The following is a 20,790-nucleotide window of genomic DNA, read 5'->3' on the forward strand; positions in this document are numbered from 1 at the left end:
GGCTACTTACCAGCCTTTCCGACCTTGCGGCGGATGACTTCACCCTCGTACTTGACGCCCTTGGCCTTGTACGGGTCGGGCTTGCGCAGCTTGCGGATCTTCGCTGCGACCTCGCCCACCTTCTGCTTGTCGATCCCCTCGACGCTGAAGCGCGTCTGGTTCTCGACCTTGAAGGTGATGCCCTCCGGGGGCTCGACCAGGATCGGGTGGCTGTAGCCCAGGGAGAACTCCAGGTTGGAGCCCTTGGCCTGGACGCGGTAGCCGACACCGCTGATTTCGAGCTTCTTGACGTAGCCCTGCGTGACACCGGTGATCATGTTGTCCACCAGCGTGCGGGACAGACCGTGCAGGGCACGGTTGCGGTTCTCGTCGTTCGGGCGGGTCACCTGGATGGTGCCGTCCTCGGCGCGCTCGACCGAGATCGGCGCGGCGACGGTGTGGCTCAGGGTGCCCTTGGGGCCCTTCACGTCCACCGTGCGGCCGTCGATGGTGACGTCCACACCGGCGGGAACCTGGATGGGCTGCTTGCCGATACGCGACATGGCTTGTCCTCCGTTCCCTTCCGTTACCAGACGTAGGCGAGGACTTCCCCACCCACGCCCTTCTTCTGCGCCTGCTTGTCGGTGAGCAGGCCGTGCGAGGTCGAGATGATCGCGACACCCAGGCCGCCGAGCACCCTCGGCAGGCCGGTGGACTTCGCGTAGACCCGCAGGCCCGGCTTCGAGATCCGCTTGATGCCGGCGATCGAACGCTCGCGGTTCGGGCCGTACTTCAGCTCAAGGACCAGGGCGCGGCCCACCTGGGCGTCCTCGGTCTTCCAGCCGGTGATGTAACCCTCCTGCTGGAGGATCTCCGCGATGTGCGTCTTGATCTTGCTGTGCGGCATCACCACGGAGTCGTGGTACGCCGAGTTCGCGTTGCGCAGACGGGTGAGCATGTCCGCGATCGGGTCGGTCATGGTCATGAAACGGCCTTGGGCCTCTCTCGCCGGGGTTTCCCTCTTCCGGGGGACCTACGGCGTAGTCGGTGTTACCAGGAGCTCTTGGTGACGCCCGGCAGCTCGCCGCGGTGCGCCATCTCACGAAGGCAGACGCGGCACAGGCCGAACTTGCGGTACACGGAGTGCGGACGGCCACACCGCTGGCAGCGGGTGTAGCCACGCACGCTGAACTTCGGCTTGCGGCCGGCCTTGGCGATCAGGGCCTTCTTCGCCATCGGTCACGCCTCCTTGAACGGGAATCCGAGGAGACGCAGCAGCGTGCGGCCTTCCTCGTCGGTGTTCGCCGTGGTGACGACGGTGATGTCCATGCCGCGCGTCCGGTCGATCTGGTCGGGGTCGATCTCGTGGAACATGACCTGCTCCGTGAGACCGAAGGTGTAGTTGCCCCGGCCGTCGAACTGCTTCGGCGACAGGCCGCGGAAGTCACGGATGCGGGGAAGCGCCAGGGACAGCAGACGGTCCAGGAACTCCCACATCCGGTCGCCCCGCAGCGTCACGTGCGCGCCGATGGGCTGGCCCTCACGCAGCTTGAACTGCGCGATGGACTTGCGGGCCTTCGTCACGGTCGGCTTCTGACCGGTGATCGTGGTGAGGTCGCGCACGGCGCCCTCCATCAGCTTGGAGTCGCGGGCGGCGTCGCCCACACCCATGTTGACCACGATCTTGGTCAGACCCGGCACCTGCATGATGTTCGGGTACTCGAACTCGTCACGCAGCTTGCCGATGATCTCTTCGCGGTACCGCGTCTTGAGACGCGGCGCGCTGGTGGTGGTGGCAGTCGTCATCAGATGTCCTCACCGGTGCGGCGGGCAACGCGGAACTTGTTGCCCTCCTCGTCGAAGCGGTAGCCGACCCGGGTGGTGACCTTCTTGCCGTCCTTCTCCACCACGAGCGCGACATTGCTCACGTGGATCGGAGCCTCGGTCGTGATGATGCCGCCGGTCTTGGACCCGCGGGCCGTCTGCCCGGCCTTGGTGTGCTTCTTGACCCGGTTGACACCCTCGACCAGGACACGGTCCTCGCTGGGGTAGGCCACGATGACCTTGCCCTGCTTGCCCCTGTCCTTGCCGGTGATGACCTGGACCAGGTCGCCCTTCTTGATCTTCATCGGTTACAGCACCTCCGGCGCGAGGGAGATGATCTTCATGAACTTCTTCTCGCGCAGTTCCCGGCCCACGGGGCCGAAGATACGGGTGCCGCGGGGGTCGCCGTCGTTCTTGAGGATGACGGCGGCGTTCTCGTCGAACCGGATGTACGAGCCGTCCGGACGTCGGCGCTCCTTGACGGCGCGCACGATGACCGCCTTGACGACGTCACCCTTCTTCACGTTGCCGCCGGGGATCGCGTCCTTGACGGTGGCGACGATGACATCGCCGATGCCCGCGTAGCGGCGCCCGGAGCCGCCGAGAACGCGGATGCAGAGAATCTCCTTCGCACCCGTGTTGTCGGCGACGCGCAGTCGCGACTCCTGCTGGATCATGTCGTTACTTCGCCTTCTCCAGAATCTCGACGACGCGCCAGCGCTTGGTCGCCGACAGCGGACGCGTCTCCATCAGGAGGACGCGGTCGCCGACGCCCGCAGCGTTCTGCTCGTCGTGTGCCTTGAGCTTGCTGGTGCGGCGGATGATCTTGCCGTACAGGGCGTGCTTCACCCGGTCCTCGACAGCGACGACGACGGTCTTGTCCATCTTGTCGCTGACAACCAGACCCTCGCGGGTCTTCCGCCGGCCGCGCTCGGTCGTCTCAGTCACAGTCTTCTCACTCATCAGGCGTTCTCCACCGCCTCGGCACCGCCGACCGGGACCACCGACTCGATGCCCAGCTCGCGCTCGCGCATCAAGGTGTAGACCCGGGCGATGTCCTTGCGTACGGCCCGCAGCCGGCTGTTGTTCTCCAGCTGGCCGGTGGCCGCCTGGAAACGGAGCCTGAACAGCTCCTCCTTCGCCTCACGCAGCTTGACGAGGAGTTCCTCGTCGTTCAGCTCGCGCAGCTCGGAGGGCTTGGTACCGGCAGCCATCAGGACTCACCTGCCTCGCGCCGGACGATCCGGCACTTCATCGGGAGCTTGTGAGCGGCGCGGATGAGCGCCTCACGAGCGATCTTCTCGTTGGGGTAGGACAGCTCGAACATCACGCGCCCCGGCTTGACGTTCGCGATCCACCACTCCGGCGAGCCCTTGCCGGAACCCATGCGGGTCTCGGCGGGCTTCTTGGTGAGCGGACGGTCCGGGTAGATGTTGATCCAGACCTTGCCGCCACGCTTGATGTGCCGGGTCATCGAGATACGCGCGGCCTCGATCTGCCGGTTCGTCACGTAGGCGGCGGTGACGGCCTGGATGCCGTACTCACCGAACGCGACCTCGGTGCCACCCTTGGCCTGGCCACTCCGCTTGGGGTGGTGCTGCTTGCGGTACTTGACCTTGCGAGGGATCAGCATGGTCTCAGCTCTCCGTTCCTGCTGCGCCGTCCGCGGCGGGGGCGGCGGACGCGTCGGCCCTGGGGGCCTCGGCGGCGGGCGCGCCCTGCTGCTGCGGCCTGCGGCCACCGCCACGGCCACCGCGCTCGCCACGGCCACCACGGGCCGGACGGTCGCCACCGGCGCCACCACGGGCGGGGCGGTTACCGGCGCGGGCGGCGGCGTTCTCGGCGCGGACCTCGGCGATGTTCTTGACGTCGCCCTTGTAGATCCAGACCTTCACACCGATGCGGCCGAAGGTGGTGCGGGCCTCGAAGAAGCCGTAGTCCACGTTGGCGCGCAGGGTGTGCAGCGGCACGCGACCCTCGCGGTAGAACTCAGAGCGGGACATCTCGGCGCCGCCGAGACGGCCACCGCACTGGATCTTGATGCCCTTGGCCCCGGCCTTCATCGTGCTCTGCATCGACTTGCGCATCGCACGGCGGAAGGAGACGCGGGAGGACAGCTGCTCGGCGACGGCCTGGGCCACCAGCTGGGCGTCCAGCTCCGGGTTCTTCACCTCAAGGATGTTGAACTGGATCTGCTTGCCGGTCAGCTTCTCCAGGTTGCCCCGGAGCCGGTCGGCCTCCGCACCGCGGCGGCCGATGACGATGCCGGGCCTGGCGGTGTGGACGTCCACGCGGACACGGTCACGGGTGCGCTCGATCTCCACCTTGGAGATGCCCGCGCGCTCCATGCCCTGCGTCAGCATGCGGCGGATGGCCACGTCTTCCTTGACGTAGTCCTTGTACAGCTTGTCGGCATACCAGCGCGACTTGAAGTCGGTCGTGATGCCGAGGCGGAACCCGTGCGGGTTTACCTTCTGACCCATTACCGGGTCCCCTCCTTGCTGCCCACGACCACCGTGATGTGGCTGGTGCGCTTGCGAATCCGGTAGGCGCGGCCCTGGGCACGCGGCCGGAACCGCTTCAGGGTCGGACCCTCATCGACGTACGCCTCCTTGACGTAGAGGCTGTCGATGTCGGTGTGGTCGAAGTTGTGCGCGGCGTTGGCGATGGCGCTGTCCAGCACCTTGCCGACCGGCACGCTGGCGGCCTGCGGGGCGAACCGCAGGACGGCCTGCGCCTCACCGGCGCCCTTGCCGCGGATGAGGTCCACCACACGGCGGGCCTTCATGGGCGTGACGCGGATGTACCGCGCACGGGCCACGGCTTCCATGGTTGTCCCTTCGGTGTTATTCCGTGAGTCCGGCATGATCGGCGACCCCGCTCAGCGACGCCGCGACTTGCGGTCGTCCTTGACGTGCCCGCGGAAGGTGCGGGTCGGCGCGAACTCGCCGAGCTTGTGGCCGACCATCGACTCGGTGACGAACACCGGGACGTGCTTACGGCCGTCGTGCACCGCGATCGTGTGGCCCAGCATCGCCGGGATGATCATCGAGCGGCGAGACCAGGTCTTGATGACGTTCTTGGACCCCGAGTCGTTCTGTGCGTCCACCTTCTTGATCAGGTGGTCGTCGACGAAGGGCCCCTTCTTGAGACTGCGCGGCATCGAAACCTGCTCCTAGCGCTTCTTGTTCGTCTTGCGGCGGCGGACGATGTACTTGTTGCTTGCCTTCTTCGGCGAGCGCGTACGGCCTTCCTTCTTGCCCCAGGGGGACACCGGGTGACGACCACCCGAGGTCCGCCCCTCGCCACCACCGTGGGGGTGATCGACGGGGTTCATCACGACGCCGCGGACGCTCGGCCGGACGCCCTTCCAGCGCATCCGGCCGGCCTTGCCCCAGTTGATGTTCGACTGCTCGGCGTTGCCGACCTCGCCGACGGTGGCGCGGCAGCGCACATCGACCAGGCGGATCTCACCGGAGGGCATGCGGAGGTGGGCCATGCGGCCCTCCTTCGCGAGCAGCTGCACCGAGGCACCGGCGGAGCGGGCGAACTTGGCGCCGCCGCCCGGCTGGAGCTCGATCGCGTGGATGACGGTACCGACCGGGATGCTGCGCAGCGGCAGGTTGTTGCCGGGCTTGATGTCGGCCCCGGCCCCGTTCTCGACGCGGTCACCCTGCTTCAGGTGCGCCGGCGCGATGATGTAGCGCTTCTCGCCGTCCGCGTAGTGCAGCAGGGCGATACGCGCGGTGCGGTTCGGGTCGTACTCGATGTGCGCGACCTTGGCCGGCACACCGTCCTTGTCGTGCCTGCGGAAGTCGATCAGACGGTAGGCGCGCTTGTGGCCACCGCCCTGGTGGCGGACGGCCACGCGACCGGCGTTGTCCCGGCCACCCTTGCTGTGCAGGGGGCGGACCAGCGACTTCTCCGGCGTGGACCGCGTCACCTCGACGAAGTCGGCGACGCTGGCACCTCGACGGCCCGGCGTCGTCGGCTTGTACTTGCGGATTCCCATGTCTTAGTCCTCGTCCGGTATCGGACGGACCGATCTCTCCGTCAGGAGAGGACCGGGCCGCCGAAGATGTCGATGCTTTCGCCCTCGGCAAGGGTCACGATGGCGCGCTTGGTGCCGGCGCGCCGGCCGTAACCGGTGCGGGTGCGCTTGCGCTTGCCCTGCCGGTTGATGGTGTTGACCCCGATGACCTTGACCGAGAAGACCGCCTGGACGGCCTGCTTGATCTGGGTCTTGTTGGCACGCGGGTCCACGATGAACGTGTACTTGTTCTCGTCGAGCAGCGCGTAGCTCTTCTCGGACACGACGGGCTTGATCAGGATGTCGTGCGGTGCGGTGAACTCCTTGCTGGAGGTACCGGTACCGGTGGTCCCGTCAGTCATCAGGCGTCGCTCCCTTCGGGCGTCTTGTCGAGCGCGACCGTGGCGGACGCGGTACGGGCGGCCACGAAGCGGTCGAAGGCGGCCTTGGTGAAGACGACGTCGTCGGAGTCGAGCACGTCGTACGTGTTCAGCTGACCCGGGTCGATGACGTGCACCTGGGGCAGGTTGCGCGCCGAGAGCCACGCGTTCTCGTCGGAGCGGTCGGCGACCAGCAGCAGCTTCTTGCGCTCGGTGATCTTCGCGAACAGGCCGCGGGCGGCCTTGGTCGAGACGGCACCATCGACGACGCCGGAGACGACGTGGATGCGGTCGTGCCTGGCCCGGTCGGTGAGGGCGCCACGCAGGGCGGCGGCCTTCATCTTCTTCGGGGTCCGCTGCGTGTAGTCACGCGGCACGGGGCCGTGCACGACGCCACCGCCGGTGAACTGCGGCGCGCGGACGGAGCCCTGGCGGGCGCGGCCGGTGCCCTTCTGGCGGTACGGCTTCTTGCCACCACCGCGGACCTCGCCACGCGTCTTGGCCTTGTGCGTGCCCTGACGGGCGGCGGCCAGCTGCGCGACGACGACCTGGTGGATCAGCGGCACGCTGACCTGGGCGTCGAAGATGTCCGTGGGAAGCTCCACCGTGCCGGTCTTGTCACCGGCCGGGGAGAGGATGTCAATGCTCTTCGGTGTACTCATGGCTCAACTCACGCCCCCTTGGCCGCGGTGCGGACCAGGACGAGGCCGCCGTTGGGGCCGGGGACGGCGCCCTTGATGAGCAGCAGTCCCTTCTCCGCGTCAACGGCGTGGACGGTCAGGTTCTGGGTGGTGACGCGCTCGTTGCCCATACGGCCGGCCATGCGCAGGCCCTTGAACACGCGGCCGGGGGTGGCGCAGCCACCGATGGAGCCGGGCGAGCGGTGCTTGCGCTGCGTGCCGTGCGAGGAGCTGAGGCCCTTGAAGCCGTGACGCTTCATGACACCTGCGAAGCCCTTGCCCTTGCTCGTGCCGGTCACATCGACGCGGACGCCGGAGTCGAACACCTCGGCGGTGATCTCCTGGCCGAGGGTGTACTCGGCGGCGTCGGCGGTCCGCAGCTCGACCAGGTGGCGGCGCGGGGTGACGTCGGCCTTGGCGAAGTGGCCCTTGAGGGGGCGGTTCACCTTGCGCGGGTCGATCTCGCCGAAGGCGATCTGCACGGCCTCGTAGCCGTCGCGGTCGTTGGAGCGCACCTGGGTGACGATGCAGGGTCCGGCCTTCACCACGGTCACCGGGACGACACGGTTGTTCTCGTCCCAGACCTGGGTCATGCCGAGCTTCTCGCCCAGGACACCCTTGATCTGCTTGGTCATCTCTCTGCCCGGCCTCTCAGAGCTTGATCTCGATGTCAACGCCGGCCGGAAGGTCCAGGCGCATCAGCGAGTCAACGGTCTTGGGGGTCGGGTCGAGGATGTCGATCAGCCGCTTGTGCGTACGCATCTCGAAGTGCTCGCGCGAGTCCTTGTACTTGTGCGGCGACTTGATGACGCAGTACACGTTCTTCTCCGTGGGCAGCGGCACCGGGCCCGCGACCGACGCACCCGTGCGGGTCACCGTCTCGACGATCTTCTTCGCCGAGTTGTCGATGACCTCGTGGTCGTAGGCCTTGAGCCGGATGCGGATCTTCTGTCCCGCCATGGCTGGTTCGCAGTCCTGTCTCTTCTTCACGCTCTGGCAGCCCGGCGGCGTCCCTTCCCACCCCCGCTCCGACCCACGCGGTCGGGCGTGTCGTACTCACCTTCGGAACGTGCCACCTGGGGAATCACACCGCAGGGGGTTTCCTCCGTGAGGAGTGTGGGGAGAACATCCACCGGGTGCCTGGCCGGAGCCCCGCCCACGCTTCCCGGAAGATCCCGGTATTTCCGCCCCTGATCAGGGACGACGAATACAGTGGGACTCGCTTCCGGTCCTCCCGGCGGGAGGCGCGCAGCATCGGCTGCCAACCGAGCAACCTGGTCAGTGTGCCATACCGCCCGGCGCCGGGGCCAATCGGCCCAAGGATTCCGGCCCCACCTGGCACCCCGCCGCGTCCGCGCCCCTCCGTGCCTGCTATGTACTGCGCCCGGACCGCCGGGTGTTGGCGCCCGCCGCATGGACCACGCACGGCCCCCGCGTCAACCCCTCGTGACGTGAGTTCACTCGCACCGGGCACCCGGCTCCGGCGCGTGGAGACGCAGGACCGCGCGCTCCGCCCACTCGGGCGGCGTCCCCCGCAGCGACACGGCGACCATGACGGCGAACGCGAACGGCACCGTCCACGCGGCCGGGTGCGCGAGCAGCACGACGAGCCAGCCCGGCCCCGCGTCGGTGAGGAGTGACGCGAGCGCCGCGCCGGTGGCCGACACGACGCCCGCGGCGAGCCCCGCAGCCGCGCCCGTCGCCGTCAGCCCGCGCCACCAGATGCCGAGGACGAGCAGCGGGCAGAACGTCGAGGCCGCCACGGCGAACGCCCACCCCACGGCGACGTTGATGTCCACGGCGCGGGCGGGCAGCGACAGCAGCACGGCGACGAGCGCCCCGCCCGCCACCGCGCCGCGCAGCCGGGGCACGCTGGCGCGCGACAGGTCGTGCGACAGGCCGCCGGCCAGCGCCATCAGCAGCCCGGACGAGGTGGACAGGAAGGCGGCGAAGGCGCCCGTGGCGACCAGCGCGGTCAGCAGCGCGCCCCAGGTGCCGGGGACGATCTCGCCCGGCAGGACGATGGTCACGGTGTCGGTGTCCCCGCCGTCCCCGAGCCCGGGCGTGAACACCCGGCCGAGCAGCCCGTAGGCGGCGGGGAAGAGGTAGAAGAGGCCGAGCAGCACGATCACGCCGACCGCGACCCGGCGCGCGGTCCAGGCGGTGGCGCTGGTGTGGAAGCGCATGATGACGTGCGGCAGCCCGGCGGCGCCCAGCGTGGTGGCGAGCAGCACGGACCAGGTCGCGAGCAGCGGATGGCCCGCGTCCTCGACGTCGAGCAGCGGGCGGCTCCACGTGCTCGGGTCCACGCGCAGCGCCGCCTCCCGCGCGTCCTCGCCTGCGTGCACGACGAGGAAGACGGCGGGCACGGCGATGAACAGCAGCTTCACCAGGTAGTGGAACCCCTGGACGTACGTCGCCGAGCGCATGCCCCCGGCGGCGATGGAGACGGTGACGACGGCGCCCGCGAGGACGACGCCGACCCAGTACGGGGTGCCGCTCACCAGGTGCAGCACCATGCCCGCGCCCTTGAACTGCGGCACCAGGTAGAGCCACATGATCACCAGCACGATGACGGCGCACAGCTTCCTGATCGCCTGCGACCCGAGCCGGTAGTCGGCGAAGTCGGGCACGGTGTACGCGCCCGAGCGGCGCATGGGCCCGGCCACCAGCGCGGCGACCACGACGTACCCGGCGGTGAAGCCGACCGCATACCACAGGCTGCCGATGCCGTCCTTCAGCATCAGCCCGGCGAGCCCGAGGACGGAGGCGGCCGAGACGTACTCCCCCGCGATCGCCATGGCGTTCCAGCCGGGCGCGACGCCCTGGGAGGCGACCAGGAAGTCGGGCGTGGTGGAGCGGGTGGCGCGTACGCCGTAGACGCCGATGGCCATGCTGGCGACGACCAGCAGCCCGATCGCCAGCAGTCCGGTCACGGCTCCCGCCGCCCCCGTTCGGCGCGCTCCGCGGCCCGTACGTGCGTGACGGCGAGCACGAGCAGCAGCGGGTAGCCCGCGGCCATCAGCAGCAGCCAGGACGCGGGGAAGCCGAGGACCGTGACGCGGTCGAGCGCGGGCAGGGCGGCGAGGAGGCCGCTGAGGCCGAGCAGCAGGGCGCCGAGCAGCCCGAGCGTGCGCAGCGCGAGGCGGCGCTGCCGCAGGAAGAGGGCGCGCGCCGCCTCGACGGCCTGCTCGTCGTCCGCGCCCTGCTGCGGCGGCGGCAGGAGGTGCTGGGCGGGGCGGTGGCGGCGGGTGAGGGCGATGCGGGTCTGCGGGCTGGTGACGCGGACGCGGCGCGGGCCGCCGCTCACCTGGCGGCGTCCCGTACGGCGGCCATCAGCCGTTCCTTGAGCGCGCGGGCGTGGCGGCGGCTGACGGGGACCTCCCCGGCGGGCACGCGGGCGAGGAGCCCGGCCGAGCTGGTGGCGCGCAGGTCGCTGACCCAGTGGACGGCGACGAGGTAGCCGCGGTGCGCGCGGACGAAACCGGCCGGGCCCCAGACCTCCTCCAGGTGCGCCAGGGACAGGCGGACGAGGTGGCTGTCCCGGTCGGTGTGCAGCCGGACGTAGTCGCCGTGCGCCTCGGCGTACTGCACGTCGTCGCGGCGGACGAAGACGGTGTGCCGTCCCGTCTCGACCTGGACGACGGCGAGTTCGTCGGGCGGCGCCGGTGCGGCGGCCCGTGGCGCGGCGACGCGGGCGACGGCCTCGGCGAGCCGCTCGGGGCGTACGGGCTTCAGCAGGTAGTCGGTGGCGCCCATGCCGGTGGCCTCGGCGGCGTGCCGTTCCGACGCGGTGACGAAGACGATGGCGGGCGGCCTGGACAGCATCCGCAGGACGCGGGCGACGGCCATGCCGTCGAGTCCCGGCATGGAGATGTCGAGGAAGACGGCGTCGAAGCTGCCGGTGCCCAGCAGCCGTACGGCCGCCTCCCCGCCGTCCGCCTCGCGCACGGTCACGGGCTCGGGCAGGCCGGTGAGCATGCGGGCCAGCTCCTGGCGGGTGGAGGTCTCGTCCTCGACGACGAGCACGCGCAGGCTCATGGGGCCGTCACCCCGCGCATGAAGCGGGGCACGCGGATCACGGCCTTGGTGCCCGCGCCTGGCGCCGTCTCGATGACGAGGCCGTGCTCGGGCCCGTAGACGGTCCGCAGGCGCTGATCGACGTTGGCGAGGCCGACGCGGCGGGCGGGCGGTCCGCTGCCCGCGAGGATGGCGCGGGCCAGCGCCGGGTCCATGCCGACGCCGTCGTCCTCCACCTCGATGACGCACAGCGGGCCCTCGCCGAACCCGGAGACGCTGATCGAGCCCGGCCCCGGCTTGGGTTCGAGGCCGTGGCGGACGGCGTTCTCCACGAGCGGCTGGACGACGAGGAACGGGATCGCGACCGGCAGCACCTCGGGCGCCATCCGCACGGACAGCTCCATGCGGTCGTCGAAGCGGGCGCGTTGCAGTTCCAGGTAGGTCTGGATGGCCTGGAGTTCGTCGGCGACGGTGGCGTAGTCGCCCTTGGCGGAGAAGCTGTAGCGCAGGTAGTCGGAGAAGTCGCCGAGGAGGGTACGGGCGCGGTCGGGGTCGGTGCGGATGCGGGCGCCGATGACGGCGAGGGCGTTGTGCAGGAAGTGCGGCGATATCTGCGCGCGCAGGGTGCGCAGGTCGGCCTGCGCGATCCGGCCCCTGGCGCGGCGCAGGGCCGCGTGGTCGAGGGAGCGGGCGACGAGCCCGGCGGCGGCGGTGAGTTCGGGGCCGCCGCCGCTGTCGGTGACGAGGGCGCCGGACAGTTCGCCCGCGACGGTCAGGGGTTCGGCGGACCAGGGCGGGTCGTGGGCGGGGCCGCCGTCCTCGTAGGCGCGCGCGAGGAGCGCGGCGAGCGCGGCGGGGGCGGGGGGCGGGCCCGCGACGGCGACGGGGCGGCCGTCGAGGTCGGCGAGGACGACGGTGCCCGCGGCGAGCAGCCGCCGCAGCCGCCGGGCGGCGGCCGGGGCGCCGCGGCCCGCGAGGCCGTCGCGCAGGTCGGCGTCGAGGTCCTGGACGAGGGCGAGCAGGCGCACGGTCTGGCGCGACCCGGCCTCGGTGCCGTCGTCGCGCCGCGTCCGTATGCGCTCCAGCATGGCCCGACCGTAGCCGAGTGCGGCGGCGGCCAGTAGGCCCCTGACCGCACGCCCTTCCGCGCCCCGGCTCCGCGCGGTGCGCTCAGCCGTCGGCTCCCGGCCCGCCGGGCTCGGCGTCCCGGGCGTCGGCGGCGGGCAGCCCGGCCCGTTCGCGTGCCTCCCGCGCCTCGACCTCGTGCAGCGGCGGGTGGATGCCGGTGGGGCCGTACGGATCGACGTCGGAGGGCCGGGGCGGTTCGGGACCGTCCGGGCCGACGCGCATCAGGCGCTCGACGCGGATGACCTGGAAGTGGCGGCCCAGGACCTCGACCGAGAAGCGCGGCGGCCCGGCGCGGAACGCCTCGGCGGCGGACGCGTAGGAGGCGGCGTCGCCCGGGGAGAGGTCACGCTCCAGCTCGGGGAGGAACGCGGAGAGGTAGTTGTACAGCGTCGCGCGGGCCTCGGACGGGGTGGCCTGGAGCCCGGCCATCGGCTCCCAGGAGCCGGTCTTCCGCTCGGCGAAGGTGAAGGCGGCGGGGAGGAGCACGACGCCCGGGTGGCTGGTGAGCGCTTCCCTGGAGTCCTCCCTGACCGGGGCGGGGATGCGTTCCGCCTGGTAGTGGAGGGTGAGCAGCTCCATGCGCTGGATGCTCTCCATGACGCTGGTGGGGCTGCCGTGGTCCACGACGAAGCCCTTGGTCCTGTTCTCCGCGTCCCGGCCGCGGCGGCGGTCGCCGATGTCGCGGCCCGGGTCGTCGGGGTCGGTGGGGCGGGGGCCCTCGATGCCGTCCTCGCCGACGCGGGCGAACTCGTCGGCGCGCACGACGCGGTAGCGCGCGTCGCCGACCGTCAGTTCGTCCACCGGTTCCGTCTCCAGCCGGGCGACGGCGGCGAGCAGGTGCTCGCGCAGCGGGTCACCGGCGGCCGTCTCGTCCTTCGCCGTGAACCACAGGTGCGAGTTGAGCCCGTCCCGCGAGTGCTGGGGGAAGCCGTCGGACACGTCGCTGAGCAGCCGCCAGCCCGGTCCGTCCTCGGGGGTCTGGACCGCGTACCCGAAGACGGGCCCGCGCAGGACGACGTGGGGATAACGCTCGGCGGCCTGAAGCGCGTCCTGTTCGGTGACCTCCGAGACGGGATCGTCCCGGTGGGTCACCCGGAAGGTCAGGTGGCGCTGCGAGTTCTTCCGGTAATCCTTCATGCGCCCAGTGTGACGGGAGCCGGGGCTACGTTGCCCCCGTATTCACGCTCTTCACACCCGCGCGCACCAACGGGACAGATCCCATGCTCAATACCCCACGGTGAAACGCTCCTTGAGGTGCGCGGGGCGCTCGATTTCGTCCACAAGTGCGACGGCGTAATCCTCGGTCGAGATCTGGCTGACGCCCGCCGCGTCGGCGATCAGCTCGTCGCGACCGGTCCGGTAGACGCCGGTCCTGGTGCCGGGCGCGATCGACGCGGCGGGGCTGAGGCTCGTCCAGTTCAGCGCGCCGGTGATCCCGCGCAGGTACGCCAGCGCGTCGCCGTGCGCGTGCATGATCTGGAGGACGTCCTCGGGCAGGCCCTCCGCGTCCCACACCTGGCGGCCGTCCGGGGTGCGCAGCGACCCGGCGCCGCCGACCATGATCAGCCGCGGCGCCCGCTCGCCCAGCGCGTGCAGACCGGCGGCCAGCGACTCGGCCGACGGCTCGATGAGCGCCGCGTGCCCGGGGCCGTCCACGCCGCCGACGGCGCTGACGACGACGTCCGCGTGCTGCCCCACGGCGCTCACGGACGCGGGGTCGAGGACGTCCCCGATCCGCACGGTGAGCCGGTCGTGCGTGTCGGTGAACGTGGCGGGGTCGCGCACGACGGCGACGACCGTGTGCCCCCGGTCCAGTGCCTCCCGCACGACGTCGCGGCCGATGGTCCCGTTCGCTCCGAAGACGGCGATGGTCGCCACGTCACTGCTCCCTGGGGGTCGGGGGCGCCCGCCCGCCGGACGCCCGTCCAGGAGCAGCCTGCCACCGCGGCGCCGCCGTGGCGTGGAGGCGCCCGGGGCCTCGGGTGGGGAAACGCGAGGCCCCGGGCAGGGGAGGATGGTCGTGGGGAGCGACCGTGGCGGGCGGCGTGGCGCCGCGCGGCTCAGTGCGAACCGGCGCGCTCGGCCCCCGCCCCGGTCAGGGCGCGTACCTGGAGCTTGGCGAACCGGTCGTGGTCCTCCTCGCGCGACGTCAGCGTGCCGATGACGGCGCACAGCAGGCCGACCGGGATCGAGACGAGGCCCGGGTTCTCCAGCGGGAACCAGTGGAAGTCCACGCTCGCGGGGAAGAGCGAGAGGCTGTTGCCCGCCGCGTCCTCGCCCTTGCCGGAGACGACAGGCGAGAACAGCACCAGGCCGACCGAGGAGATCAGCCCGCCGTAGATGCCCGCGACGGCGCCCCGGGTGTTGAACCGCTTCCAGAACAGGCTGAAGAGGATGACGGGCAGGTTGGCGGACGCGGCGATCGCGAACGCCAGCGCGACGAGGAAGGCGACGTTCAGGTTCTGCGCGAAGACGGCCAGCACGATCGAGACCGCGCCGACGCCGATGGCCGCGAACCGCGCGACCCGCACCTCCTCCTGCTCGCTCGCCTGCCCCTTGCGCAGCACGCTGTTGTAGAAGTCGTGCGCCAGCGACGAGGACGACGCGATCGTCAGCCCGGCCACCGTGGACAGGATCGTGGCGAAGGCGACGGCGGCGATGAACGCCAGCATGATCGCGCCCAGCGTGTCCCCGCCGAAGTGGTCGCCGACCGCCTCGGCCAGCTGGGGCGCGGCCGTGTTCCCCGCCGTGTTCTGCGCGGTGATCGCCTCGCCGCCGACCAGCGCGGCGGCGCCGAAGCCGAGGATCAGCGTCAGCAGGTAGAAGGTGCCGATGATGCCGATGGCCCAGTTGACGGACGTCCGCGCCGTCTTCGAGTCGGGCACGGTGTAGAAGCGGATCAGGATGTGCGGCAGGCCCGCCGTGCCCAGGACCAGCGCGAGGCCCAGGCTGATCAGGTCCAGCTTGTTCACGAGGGTCTGCCAGGCGTCCCCCGCCACCTCGACGCCGTACCGCTGCCCCGGTTGGAGGAACGCGTCCCCCGCCCCGCTCGCGTTCGACGCGTCGCTCATCAGCGCGCCGATGTCGAAGTCGTAGATCGACAGGACCAGCGCGGTCACCAGCAGCGCGCCGCCCATCAGCATGACGGCCTTGATGATCTGCACCCAGGTGGTACCGGTCATGCCGCCGAACGACACGTAGACGACCATCAGGATGCCGACGACCACGATGCCGACGATCTTCGCCGTGTCGGCGCTCATCCCGAGGTAGGTGTCGCCCTCCTCGATGCCGAGCAGCAGCGCGACGAGCGCGCCCGCGCCGACCATCTGCGCCAGCAGGTAGAAGATCGAGACCGTCAGCGTGGACACCGAGGCGGCCGTACGCACCGGGCGCTGCCGCATCCGGTAGGAGACGACGTCCGCCATCGTGAAGCGGCCCGAGTTGCGCAGCAGTTCGGCGACCAGCAGCAGCGCCACCAGCCAGGCGACCAGGAAGCCGATCGAGTAGAGGAAGCCGTCGTAGCCGAACAGCGCGATCATCCCGGCGATGCCGAGGAAGGACGCGGCCGACATGTAGTCGCCGCCGATCGCGAAGCCGTTCTGGATGCCGGTGAAGCCGCGCCCCCCCGAGTGGAAGTCGGCCGCGGACTTGGTCCTGCGGCTCGCGCGGACCGTCACCGCGATCGTCACGGCGATCAGCACCGTGAACAGGATCATGGTGATCAGCCGCTCCTGCGACGTGCTCTCCTCCGCCAGCAGCATCATGCGTCCTCCCCCTTCCTGGCGGCCGGGACGGCACGGTCGGGCTCCAACTCGTCGCGCAGCTCGTCGGCCAGCGGGTCGAAGCGGCGGACGGCGTAGCGCGAGTAGAGGATCGCGATGCCGAAGGTGGTCACGAACTGGAGGAGCCCGAAGAACAGCGCCACGTTCGCGTTCCCGACGACCTCGCGCGACATGAAGCCGCGCGCGTACACGGACATCACCACGTAGAGCAGGTACCAGGCGAGGAACGCGATGCTCGCCGGGAGGACGAACCGGACGAGCCGCGCGCGCAGCTCACGGAAACGCGGGTCGTCGTACATGGCGGCCGACCGTGTCTCCAGATCACCGCCCGGCGGATCACTGGCGTCGGGCACGGGGTGCGTGGAAGTCATCACCGGCTCCTGTCAGGGGGGACGAGTGCTCCAGGAACGTCCGAGAGCGTCACACACCCTGCCGGTGCGCCGGGACCGCCGGTCGGCGAACGGTCGATATCCGCGCCGAACGGACGACGGCCCGCCGCCGCGCTGACGCGTCCTGGCCCCGCGCACGCACAAGGGCCCCGCCGCCGCGCGCACGCGGTGACGGGGCCCTTGCGGGGAAAGCGTCAGGTCACTTGATGATCTTGGTGACCTGGCCGGCGCCGACGGTCCGACCACCCTCACGGATGGCGAACTTCAGGCCCTCCTCCATGGCGATGGGCTGGATCAGCTCCACGCGCATCTCGGTGTTGTCGCCCGGCATGACCATCTCGGTGCCCTCGGGGAGGTGCACCACACCGGTCACGTCGGTGGTACGGAAGTAGAACTGCGGGCGGTAGTTGTTGAAGAACGGGGTGTGGCGGCCACCCTCGTCCTTCGACAGGATGTACGCCTGCGCCTCGAACTCCGTGTGCGGGGTGACCGAGCCCGGCTTGATGATGACCTGGCCGCGCTCGACGTCCTCGCGCTTGATGCCACGCAGCAGCAGGCCGACGTTCTCGCCCGCACGACCCTCGTCGAGGAGCTTGCGGAACATCTCGATGCCGGTCACCGTGGTGGTGGACTTGACTTCCTTGATCCCGATGATGTCCACGGTCTCGTTGACCTTGAGGACACCACGCTCGATGCGGCCGGTGACGACCGTGCCACGACCGGTGATCGTGAAGACGTCCTCGATCGGCATCAGGAACGGCTTGTCCACGTCACGCTCGGGCTGCGGGATGGCGTCGTCCACGGCCTGCATGAGCTCCAGGACGGACTTGGCCCACTCCGGGTCACCCTCCAGCGCCTTCAGCGCGGAGACCTTGACGACGGGGAGGTCGTCGCCCGGGAACTCGTACTCCGTGAGCAGCTCACGGACTTCGAGCTCGACGAGCTCCATGATCTCCTCGTCGTCCACCATGTCGGCCTTGTTCAGCGCGACGACGATGTACGGCACGCCGACCTGGCGGGCCAGGAGCACGTGCTCCTTGGTCTGCGGCATCGGGCCGTCGGTGGCGGCGACCACGAGGATGGCGCCGTCCATCTGCGCGGCACCGGTGATCATGTTCTTGATGTAGTCAGCGTGACCCGGGCAGTCAACGTGAGCGTAGTGACGGCTCTCCGTCTGGTACTCGACGTGCGCGATGGAGATCGTGATACCGCGCTGACGCTCCTCGGGAGCCTTGTCAATGTTCTCGAACGCGAAGCTCTCGTTCACGTCCGGGTACGCGTCGTGCAGCACCTTGGTAATCGCCGCGGTAAGAGTCGTCTTGCCGTGGTCGATGTGCCCGATGGTGCCAATGTTGACGTGCGGCTTAGTCCGCTCGAACTTCGCCTTCGCCACTGGGGTCCTCCTGTGGACTGATGCTGTACGCCCCCCGCACTGCGCGGGAGGTTTTCAGAATTTCGACCGAACCGGCCAGGACCCCGAGGGGGATGCCCTTGACCGCTTCGCTGATGGGCTGGGGCCGGGGGCACGGGCCCCCGGACACCCTCTGGCTCCAGCCTACGGGCTACTCGCCCTTGGCCTTCGCGATGATCTCCTCGGCGACGCTCCGCGGAACCTCGCCGTAGGAGTCGAACTGCATGCTGTAGCTCGCGCGACCCGAGGTCTTGGAGCGGAGGTCACCCACGTAACCGAACATCTCCGACAGCGGGACCAGCGCCTTGACGACCTTGGCACCGCTGCGGTCCTCCATGGCCTGGATCTGGCCACGGCGGGAGTTGATGTCACCGATCACGTCACCCATGTAGTCCTCGGGCGTGGTGACCTCGACGGCCATCAGCGGTTCCAGCAGAACCGGTCCGGCCTTGCGAGCGGCTTCCTTGAACGCCATGGAACCGGCGATCTTGAAGGCCATCTCGGAGGAGTCAACGTCATGGTACGCGCCGTCGAGCAGGGTCACCTTGACACCGGTCAGCGGGTAGCCGGCGAGCACGCCGAACTCCATCGCCTCCTGGCAGCCCGCGTCCACCGAAGGGATGTACTCCTTGGGGATACGGCCACCGGTGACCTTGTTCTCGAACTCGTACCCGTCGCCTTCCAGCGGCGCCAGGGCGATCTGCACCTTGGCGAACTGCCCGGAACCGCCGGTCTGCTTCTTGTGCGTGTAGTCGAGACGGTCCACCGTCTTGCGCAGGGTCTCGCGGTACGCGACCTGCGGCTTGCCGACGTTGGCCTCGACCTTGAACTCGCGCTTCATCCGATCGACCAGGATGTCGAGGTGCAGCTCGCCCATGCCCGCGATGATCGTCTGACCGGTCTCCTGGTCAGCCTTCACCTGGAAGGACGGGTCCTCCTCGGCGAGACGCTGGATGGCGACACCCAGCTTCTCCTGGTCGCCCTTGGACTTGGGCTCGATCGCGACCTCGATGACCGGGGCCGGGAAGTCCATCGACTCCAGGATCACCGGGTTGGCCGGGTCGGCCAGGGTCTCGCCCGTCGTGGTCTGCTTCAGACCCATGACGGCGACGATGTCGCCGGCGCCGACGCGGTCGATCTCCTCACGCTTGTTGGCGTGCATCCGGTAGATCTTGCCGATGCGTTCCTTCTTCTCCTTCACGGAGTTCTGCACCTGCGCGCCCGCCTGGAGCACGCCGGAGTAGATCCGGATGAAGGTCAGCTTGCCCAGGTGGGGGTCGCTGGCGATCTTGAACGCGAGCGCCGCGAGCGGCTCGTCCTCGGACGGCTTGCGCGAGATGACCTGCTCGGGGTCGCGCGGCGAGGTGCCCTCGACCGCCTCGACGTCCAGCGGCGACGGCAGGTACCGCACGACCGCGTCGAGCAGGGGCTGGACGCCCTTGTTCTTGAACGCGGTGCCGCAGAACACGGGGGTGATCGTGGTGTCGCCGGTCCCGGTGGAGGCCAGGGTCACACGGCGGATCGCCGCGATGAGCTGCTCCTCGGTGGGCTCCTCGCCCTCCAGGTACTGCTCCATGACCGCTTCGTCGTTCTCGGCGACGGCCTCGACGAGCTTGGTGTGCCACTCCTCGGCCTGCTCGCGCAGGTCGGCGGGAATGTCCACCACGTCGTACATCTCGCCGAGCTTCGTCTCCTCGGACCAGACCAGGGCCTTCATGCGGACGAGGTCCACGACGCCCTGGAAACCGGCCTCGGCACCGATCGGCAGCTGCATCACCAGCGGGGTGGCCTTCAGCCGATCGACGATCATGTCAACGCAGCGGAAGAAGTCCGCACCCGTGCGGTCCAGCTTGTTCACGAAGCAGATACGCGGCACACCGTAGCGGTCGGCCTGACGCCACACCGTCTCGGACTGCGGCTCGACACCGGCGACACCGTCGAACACCGTCACGGCACCGTCGAGGACGCGGAGCGAACGCTCCACCTCGACCGTGAAGTCCACGTGACCAGGGGTGTCGATGATGTTGATGGTGTTGTCAACGTCGTCCAGGACCCAGTGACAGGTGACCGCGGCGGACGTGATCGTGATGCCGCGCTCCTGCTCCTGCTCCATCCAGTCGGTGGTGGCCGCGCCGTCGTGGACTTCACCGATCTTGTAGCTCATGCCGGTGTAGTACAGGATGCGCTCGGTGGTCGTCGTCTTGCCCGCGTCGATGTGGGCCATGATCCCGATGTTGCGGACCTTGGCCAAGTCAAGTGAAGTGGTAGCCATATGGCTTCAGTCTTCTCTCGGTCTCGATGGGGGCGCGACTACCAGCGGTAGTGCGCGAAGGCCTTGTTGGATTCGGCCATCTTGTGGGTGTCCTCACGCTTCTTGACGGAGGCACCCAGCCCGTTCGACGCGTCGAGCAGCTCGTTCATCAGCCGCTCGGTCATCGTCTTCTCGCGACGGGCGCGCGAGTAGCCCACCAGCCAGCGCAGCGCCAGGGTGGAGGAACGACCGGGCTTGACCTCGATCGGCACCTGGTAGGTGGCGCCACCGACGCGGCGGGACTTCACCTCGATCGTCGGCTTGACGTTCTCCAGGGCACGCTTGAGGGTGATGACCGGGTCGTTGCCGGTCTTGTCCCGCAGACCTTCCATGGCGCCGTAGACGATGCGCTCGGCGGTGGAGCGCTTGCCGTTCAGCAGCACCTTGTTGATCAGCGACGTCACCAGAGGGGAGCCGTAGACCGGGTCGATGTGAACCGGACGCTTCGGGGCAGGGCCCTTACGAGGCATGCTTACTTCTCCTTCTTGGCGCCGTAACGGCTGCGGGCCTGCTTACGGTTCTTGACACCCTGGGTGTCGAGAGAACCACGGATGATCTTGTAGCGAACACCCGGCAGGTCCTTCACACGCCCACCGCGCACCAGCACGATGGAGTGCTCCTGAAGGTTGTGGTTCTCACCCGGAATGTAGGCGGTGACCTCGATGCCGTTGCTCAGTCGCACACGGGCGACCTTGCGCAGCGCCGAGTTCGGCTTCTTCGGGGTGGTCGTGAACACACGCGTGCACACACCGCGGCGCTGGGGCGAACCCTCCAGTGCGGGTGTCTTGTTCTTCTCGACCTTGTCCTGCCGGCCCTTGCGGACCAGCTGCTGGATCGTTGGCACCGTATCTCCGGT

At 69.6% G+C, this 20,790-nt stretch carries 29 protein-coding genes; all 29 read right to left on the reverse strand.

Features of this window, described 5'->3' with window-relative positions; all coding sequences use genetic code 11:
• Positions 1–2: 2 nt before the first annotated feature.
• A complete protein-coding gene (gene rplF / locus IF27_RS10310) occupies positions 3–542 on the reverse strand; it encodes a 50S ribosomal protein L6 (protein WP_052849156.1) in 540 nt (179 codons plus the stop codon).
• 23 nt (positions 543–565) lie between these two features.
• Positions 566–964 carry a 30S ribosomal protein S8 gene (gene rpsH, locus IF27_RS10315; RefSeq protein ID WP_052849157.1) on the reverse strand — a complete coding sequence of 133 codons (399 nt, stop codon included), beginning with the start codon at positions 962–964 and terminating at the stop codon, positions 566–568.
• 65 nt (positions 965–1,029) lie between these two features.
• Positions 1,030–1,215, reverse strand: a complete 186-nt coding sequence (locus tag IF27_RS10320; protein WP_052849158.1) for a type Z 30S ribosomal protein S14 — start codon at positions 1,213–1,215, stop codon at positions 1,030–1,032.
• A 3-nt stretch (positions 1,216–1,218) separates the two neighbouring features.
• Complete coding sequence (gene rplE / locus IF27_RS10325; protein WP_052849159.1) at positions 1,219–1,785, reverse strand: 50S ribosomal protein L5; 567 nt, start codon at positions 1,783–1,785, stop codon at positions 1,219–1,221.
• Positions 1,785–2,108: a 50S ribosomal protein L24 gene (rplX, locus tag IF27_RS30960; protein WP_052849160.1), complete on the reverse strand. Its 324-nt coding sequence runs from the start codon at positions 2,106–2,108 to the stop codon at positions 1,785–1,787. The genes rplE and rplX overlap by 1 nt, the downstream gene beginning before the upstream one ends.
• Positions 2,109–2,111: 3 nt before the next feature.
• Entirely contained in the window at positions 2,112–2,480 is a 369-nt protein-coding gene (rplN, locus tag IF27_RS30965) for a 50S ribosomal protein L14 (protein ID WP_019433424.1), read from the reverse strand.
• A gap of 4 nt (positions 2,481–2,484) precedes the next feature.
• Positions 2,485–2,766 carry a 30S ribosomal protein S17 gene (rpsQ, locus tag IF27_RS10340; protein WP_052849161.1) on the reverse strand — a complete coding sequence of 94 codons (282 nt, stop codon included), beginning with the start codon at positions 2,764–2,766 and terminating at the stop codon, positions 2,485–2,487.
• Complete coding sequence (gene rpmC / locus IF27_RS10345) at positions 2,766–3,017, reverse strand: 50S ribosomal protein L29 (protein WP_052849162.1); 252 nt, start codon at positions 3,015–3,017, stop codon at positions 2,766–2,768. Before rpmC ends, rpsQ begins: the two co-directional genes overlap by 1 nt.
• Positions 3,017–3,436 carry a 50S ribosomal protein L16 gene (gene rplP, locus IF27_RS10350; RefSeq protein WP_052849163.1) on the reverse strand — a complete coding sequence of 140 codons (420 nt, stop codon included), beginning with the start codon at positions 3,434–3,436 and terminating at the stop codon, positions 3,017–3,019. Before rplP ends, rpmC begins: the two co-directional genes overlap by 1 nt.
• A gap of 4 nt (positions 3,437–3,440) precedes the next feature.
• Positions 3,441–4,286: a 30S ribosomal protein S3 gene (gene rpsC, locus IF27_RS10355; protein WP_052849164.1), complete on the reverse strand. Its 846-nt coding sequence runs from the start codon at positions 4,284–4,286 to the stop codon at positions 3,441–3,443.
• Positions 4,286–4,633, reverse strand: a complete 348-nt coding sequence (gene rplV, locus IF27_RS10360) for a 50S ribosomal protein L22 (RefSeq protein ID WP_052849165.1) — start codon at positions 4,631–4,633, stop codon at positions 4,286–4,288. The genes rpsC and rplV overlap by 1 nt, the downstream gene beginning before the upstream one ends.
• A 51-nt stretch (positions 4,634–4,684) precedes the next feature.
• Positions 4,685–4,966 (reverse strand): 30S ribosomal protein S19, encoded by a 282-nt coding sequence (gene rpsS / locus IF27_RS10365; RefSeq protein ID WP_052849166.1) that lies wholly within the window; start codon positions 4,964–4,966, stop codon positions 4,685–4,687.
• A gap of 12 nt (positions 4,967–4,978) precedes the next feature.
• On the reverse strand, positions 4,979–5,815 hold the full coding sequence (rplB, locus tag IF27_RS10370; RefSeq protein WP_052849167.1) for a 50S ribosomal protein L2: 837 nt from the start codon (positions 5,813–5,815) through the stop codon (positions 4,979–4,981).
• Positions 5,816–5,856: 41 nt separating this feature from the next.
• Complete coding sequence (gene rplW / locus IF27_RS10375; RefSeq protein ID WP_052849168.1) at positions 5,857–6,195, reverse strand: 50S ribosomal protein L23; 339 nt, start codon at positions 6,193–6,195, stop codon at positions 5,857–5,859.
• Positions 6,195–6,875, reverse strand: coding sequence for a 50S ribosomal protein L4 (gene rplD / locus IF27_RS10380; RefSeq protein ID WP_052849169.1), 681 nt, complete (start codon positions 6,873–6,875; stop codon positions 6,195–6,197). Before rplD ends, rplW begins: the two co-directional genes overlap by 1 nt.
• 8 nt (positions 6,876–6,883) lie before the next feature.
• Entirely contained in the window at positions 6,884–7,528 is a 645-nt protein-coding gene (gene rplC / locus IF27_RS10385) for a 50S ribosomal protein L3 (RefSeq protein WP_052849170.1), read from the reverse strand.
• 16 nt (positions 7,529–7,544) lie between these two features.
• Positions 7,545–7,853, reverse strand: coding sequence for a 30S ribosomal protein S10 (gene rpsJ / locus IF27_RS10390; RefSeq protein WP_016473429.1), 309 nt, complete (start codon positions 7,851–7,853; stop codon positions 7,545–7,547).
• 497 nt (positions 7,854–8,350) lie between these two features.
• The gene (locus IF27_RS10395) at positions 8,351–9,787 is read right to left on the reverse strand and encodes a sodium/solute symporter (RefSeq protein ID WP_110945763.1); all 1,437 of its coding nucleotides are present in this window, start codon (positions 9,785–9,787) and stop codon (positions 8,351–8,353) included.
• 38 nt (positions 9,788–9,825) lie between these two features.
• The gene (locus IF27_RS10400; protein WP_052849172.1) at positions 9,826–10,203 is read right to left on the reverse strand and encodes a hypothetical protein; all 378 of its coding nucleotides are present in this window, start codon (positions 10,201–10,203) and stop codon (positions 9,826–9,828) included.
• On the reverse strand, positions 10,200–10,934 hold the full coding sequence (locus IF27_RS10405) for a LytR/AlgR family response regulator transcription factor (RefSeq protein WP_052849173.1): 735 nt from the start codon (positions 10,932–10,934) through the stop codon (positions 10,200–10,202). The genes IF27_RS10400 and IF27_RS10405 overlap by 4 nt, the downstream gene beginning before the upstream one ends.
• Positions 10,931–12,001: a sensor histidine kinase gene (locus IF27_RS10410; protein ID WP_110945740.1), complete on the reverse strand. Its 1,071-nt coding sequence runs from the start codon at positions 11,999–12,001 to the stop codon at positions 10,931–10,933. The genes IF27_RS10405 and IF27_RS10410 overlap by 4 nt, the downstream gene beginning before the upstream one ends.
• Positions 12,002–12,083: 82 nt before the next feature.
• Positions 12,084–13,178, reverse strand: a complete 1,095-nt coding sequence (locus IF27_RS10415) for a DUF5954 family protein (protein ID WP_223290990.1) — start codon at positions 13,176–13,178, stop codon at positions 12,084–12,086.
• A gap of 87 nt (positions 13,179–13,265) precedes the next feature.
• Positions 13,266–13,919, reverse strand: coding sequence for an NAD(P)-dependent oxidoreductase (locus IF27_RS10420; RefSeq protein WP_052849174.1), 654 nt, complete (start codon positions 13,917–13,919; stop codon positions 13,266–13,268).
• A gap of 182 nt (positions 13,920–14,101) precedes the next feature.
• Positions 14,102–15,805, reverse strand: coding sequence for a solute symporter family protein (locus IF27_RS10425; protein WP_223290991.1), 1,704 nt, complete (start codon positions 15,803–15,805; stop codon positions 14,102–14,104).
• Positions 15,802–16,194, reverse strand: coding sequence for a DUF485 domain-containing protein (locus tag IF27_RS10430; protein ID WP_052849175.1), 393 nt, complete (start codon positions 16,192–16,194; stop codon positions 15,802–15,804). The genes IF27_RS10425 and IF27_RS10430 overlap by 4 nt, the downstream gene beginning before the upstream one ends.
• Before the next feature lie 217 nt (positions 16,195–16,411).
• Positions 16,412–17,605, reverse strand: coding sequence for an elongation factor Tu (gene tuf, locus IF27_RS10435; RefSeq protein ID WP_052849176.1), 1,194 nt, complete (start codon positions 17,603–17,605; stop codon positions 16,412–16,414).
• A gap of 169 nt (positions 17,606–17,774) precedes the next feature.
• Positions 17,775–19,895 carry an elongation factor G gene (fusA, locus tag IF27_RS10440; RefSeq protein ID WP_052849177.1) on the reverse strand — a complete coding sequence of 707 codons (2,121 nt, stop codon included), beginning with the start codon at positions 19,893–19,895 and terminating at the stop codon, positions 17,775–17,777.
• Positions 19,896–19,933: 38 nt separating this feature from the next.
• Positions 19,934–20,404, reverse strand: coding sequence for a 30S ribosomal protein S7 (gene rpsG, locus IF27_RS10445; protein ID WP_052849178.1), 471 nt, complete (start codon positions 20,402–20,404; stop codon positions 19,934–19,936).
• Positions 20,405–20,406: 2 nt separating this feature from the next.
• On the reverse strand, positions 20,407–20,778 hold the full coding sequence (gene rpsL / locus IF27_RS10450; protein ID WP_049572471.1) for a 30S ribosomal protein S12: 372 nt from the start codon (positions 20,776–20,778) through the stop codon (positions 20,407–20,409).
• Between the last annotated feature and the right edge of the window lie 12 nt (positions 20,779–20,790).

The sequence above is a fragment of the Streptomyces avicenniae genome (assembly GCF_000719135.1).
GTDB lineage: Bacteria > Actinomycetota > Actinomycetes > Streptomycetales > Streptomycetaceae > Streptomyces > Streptomyces avicenniae.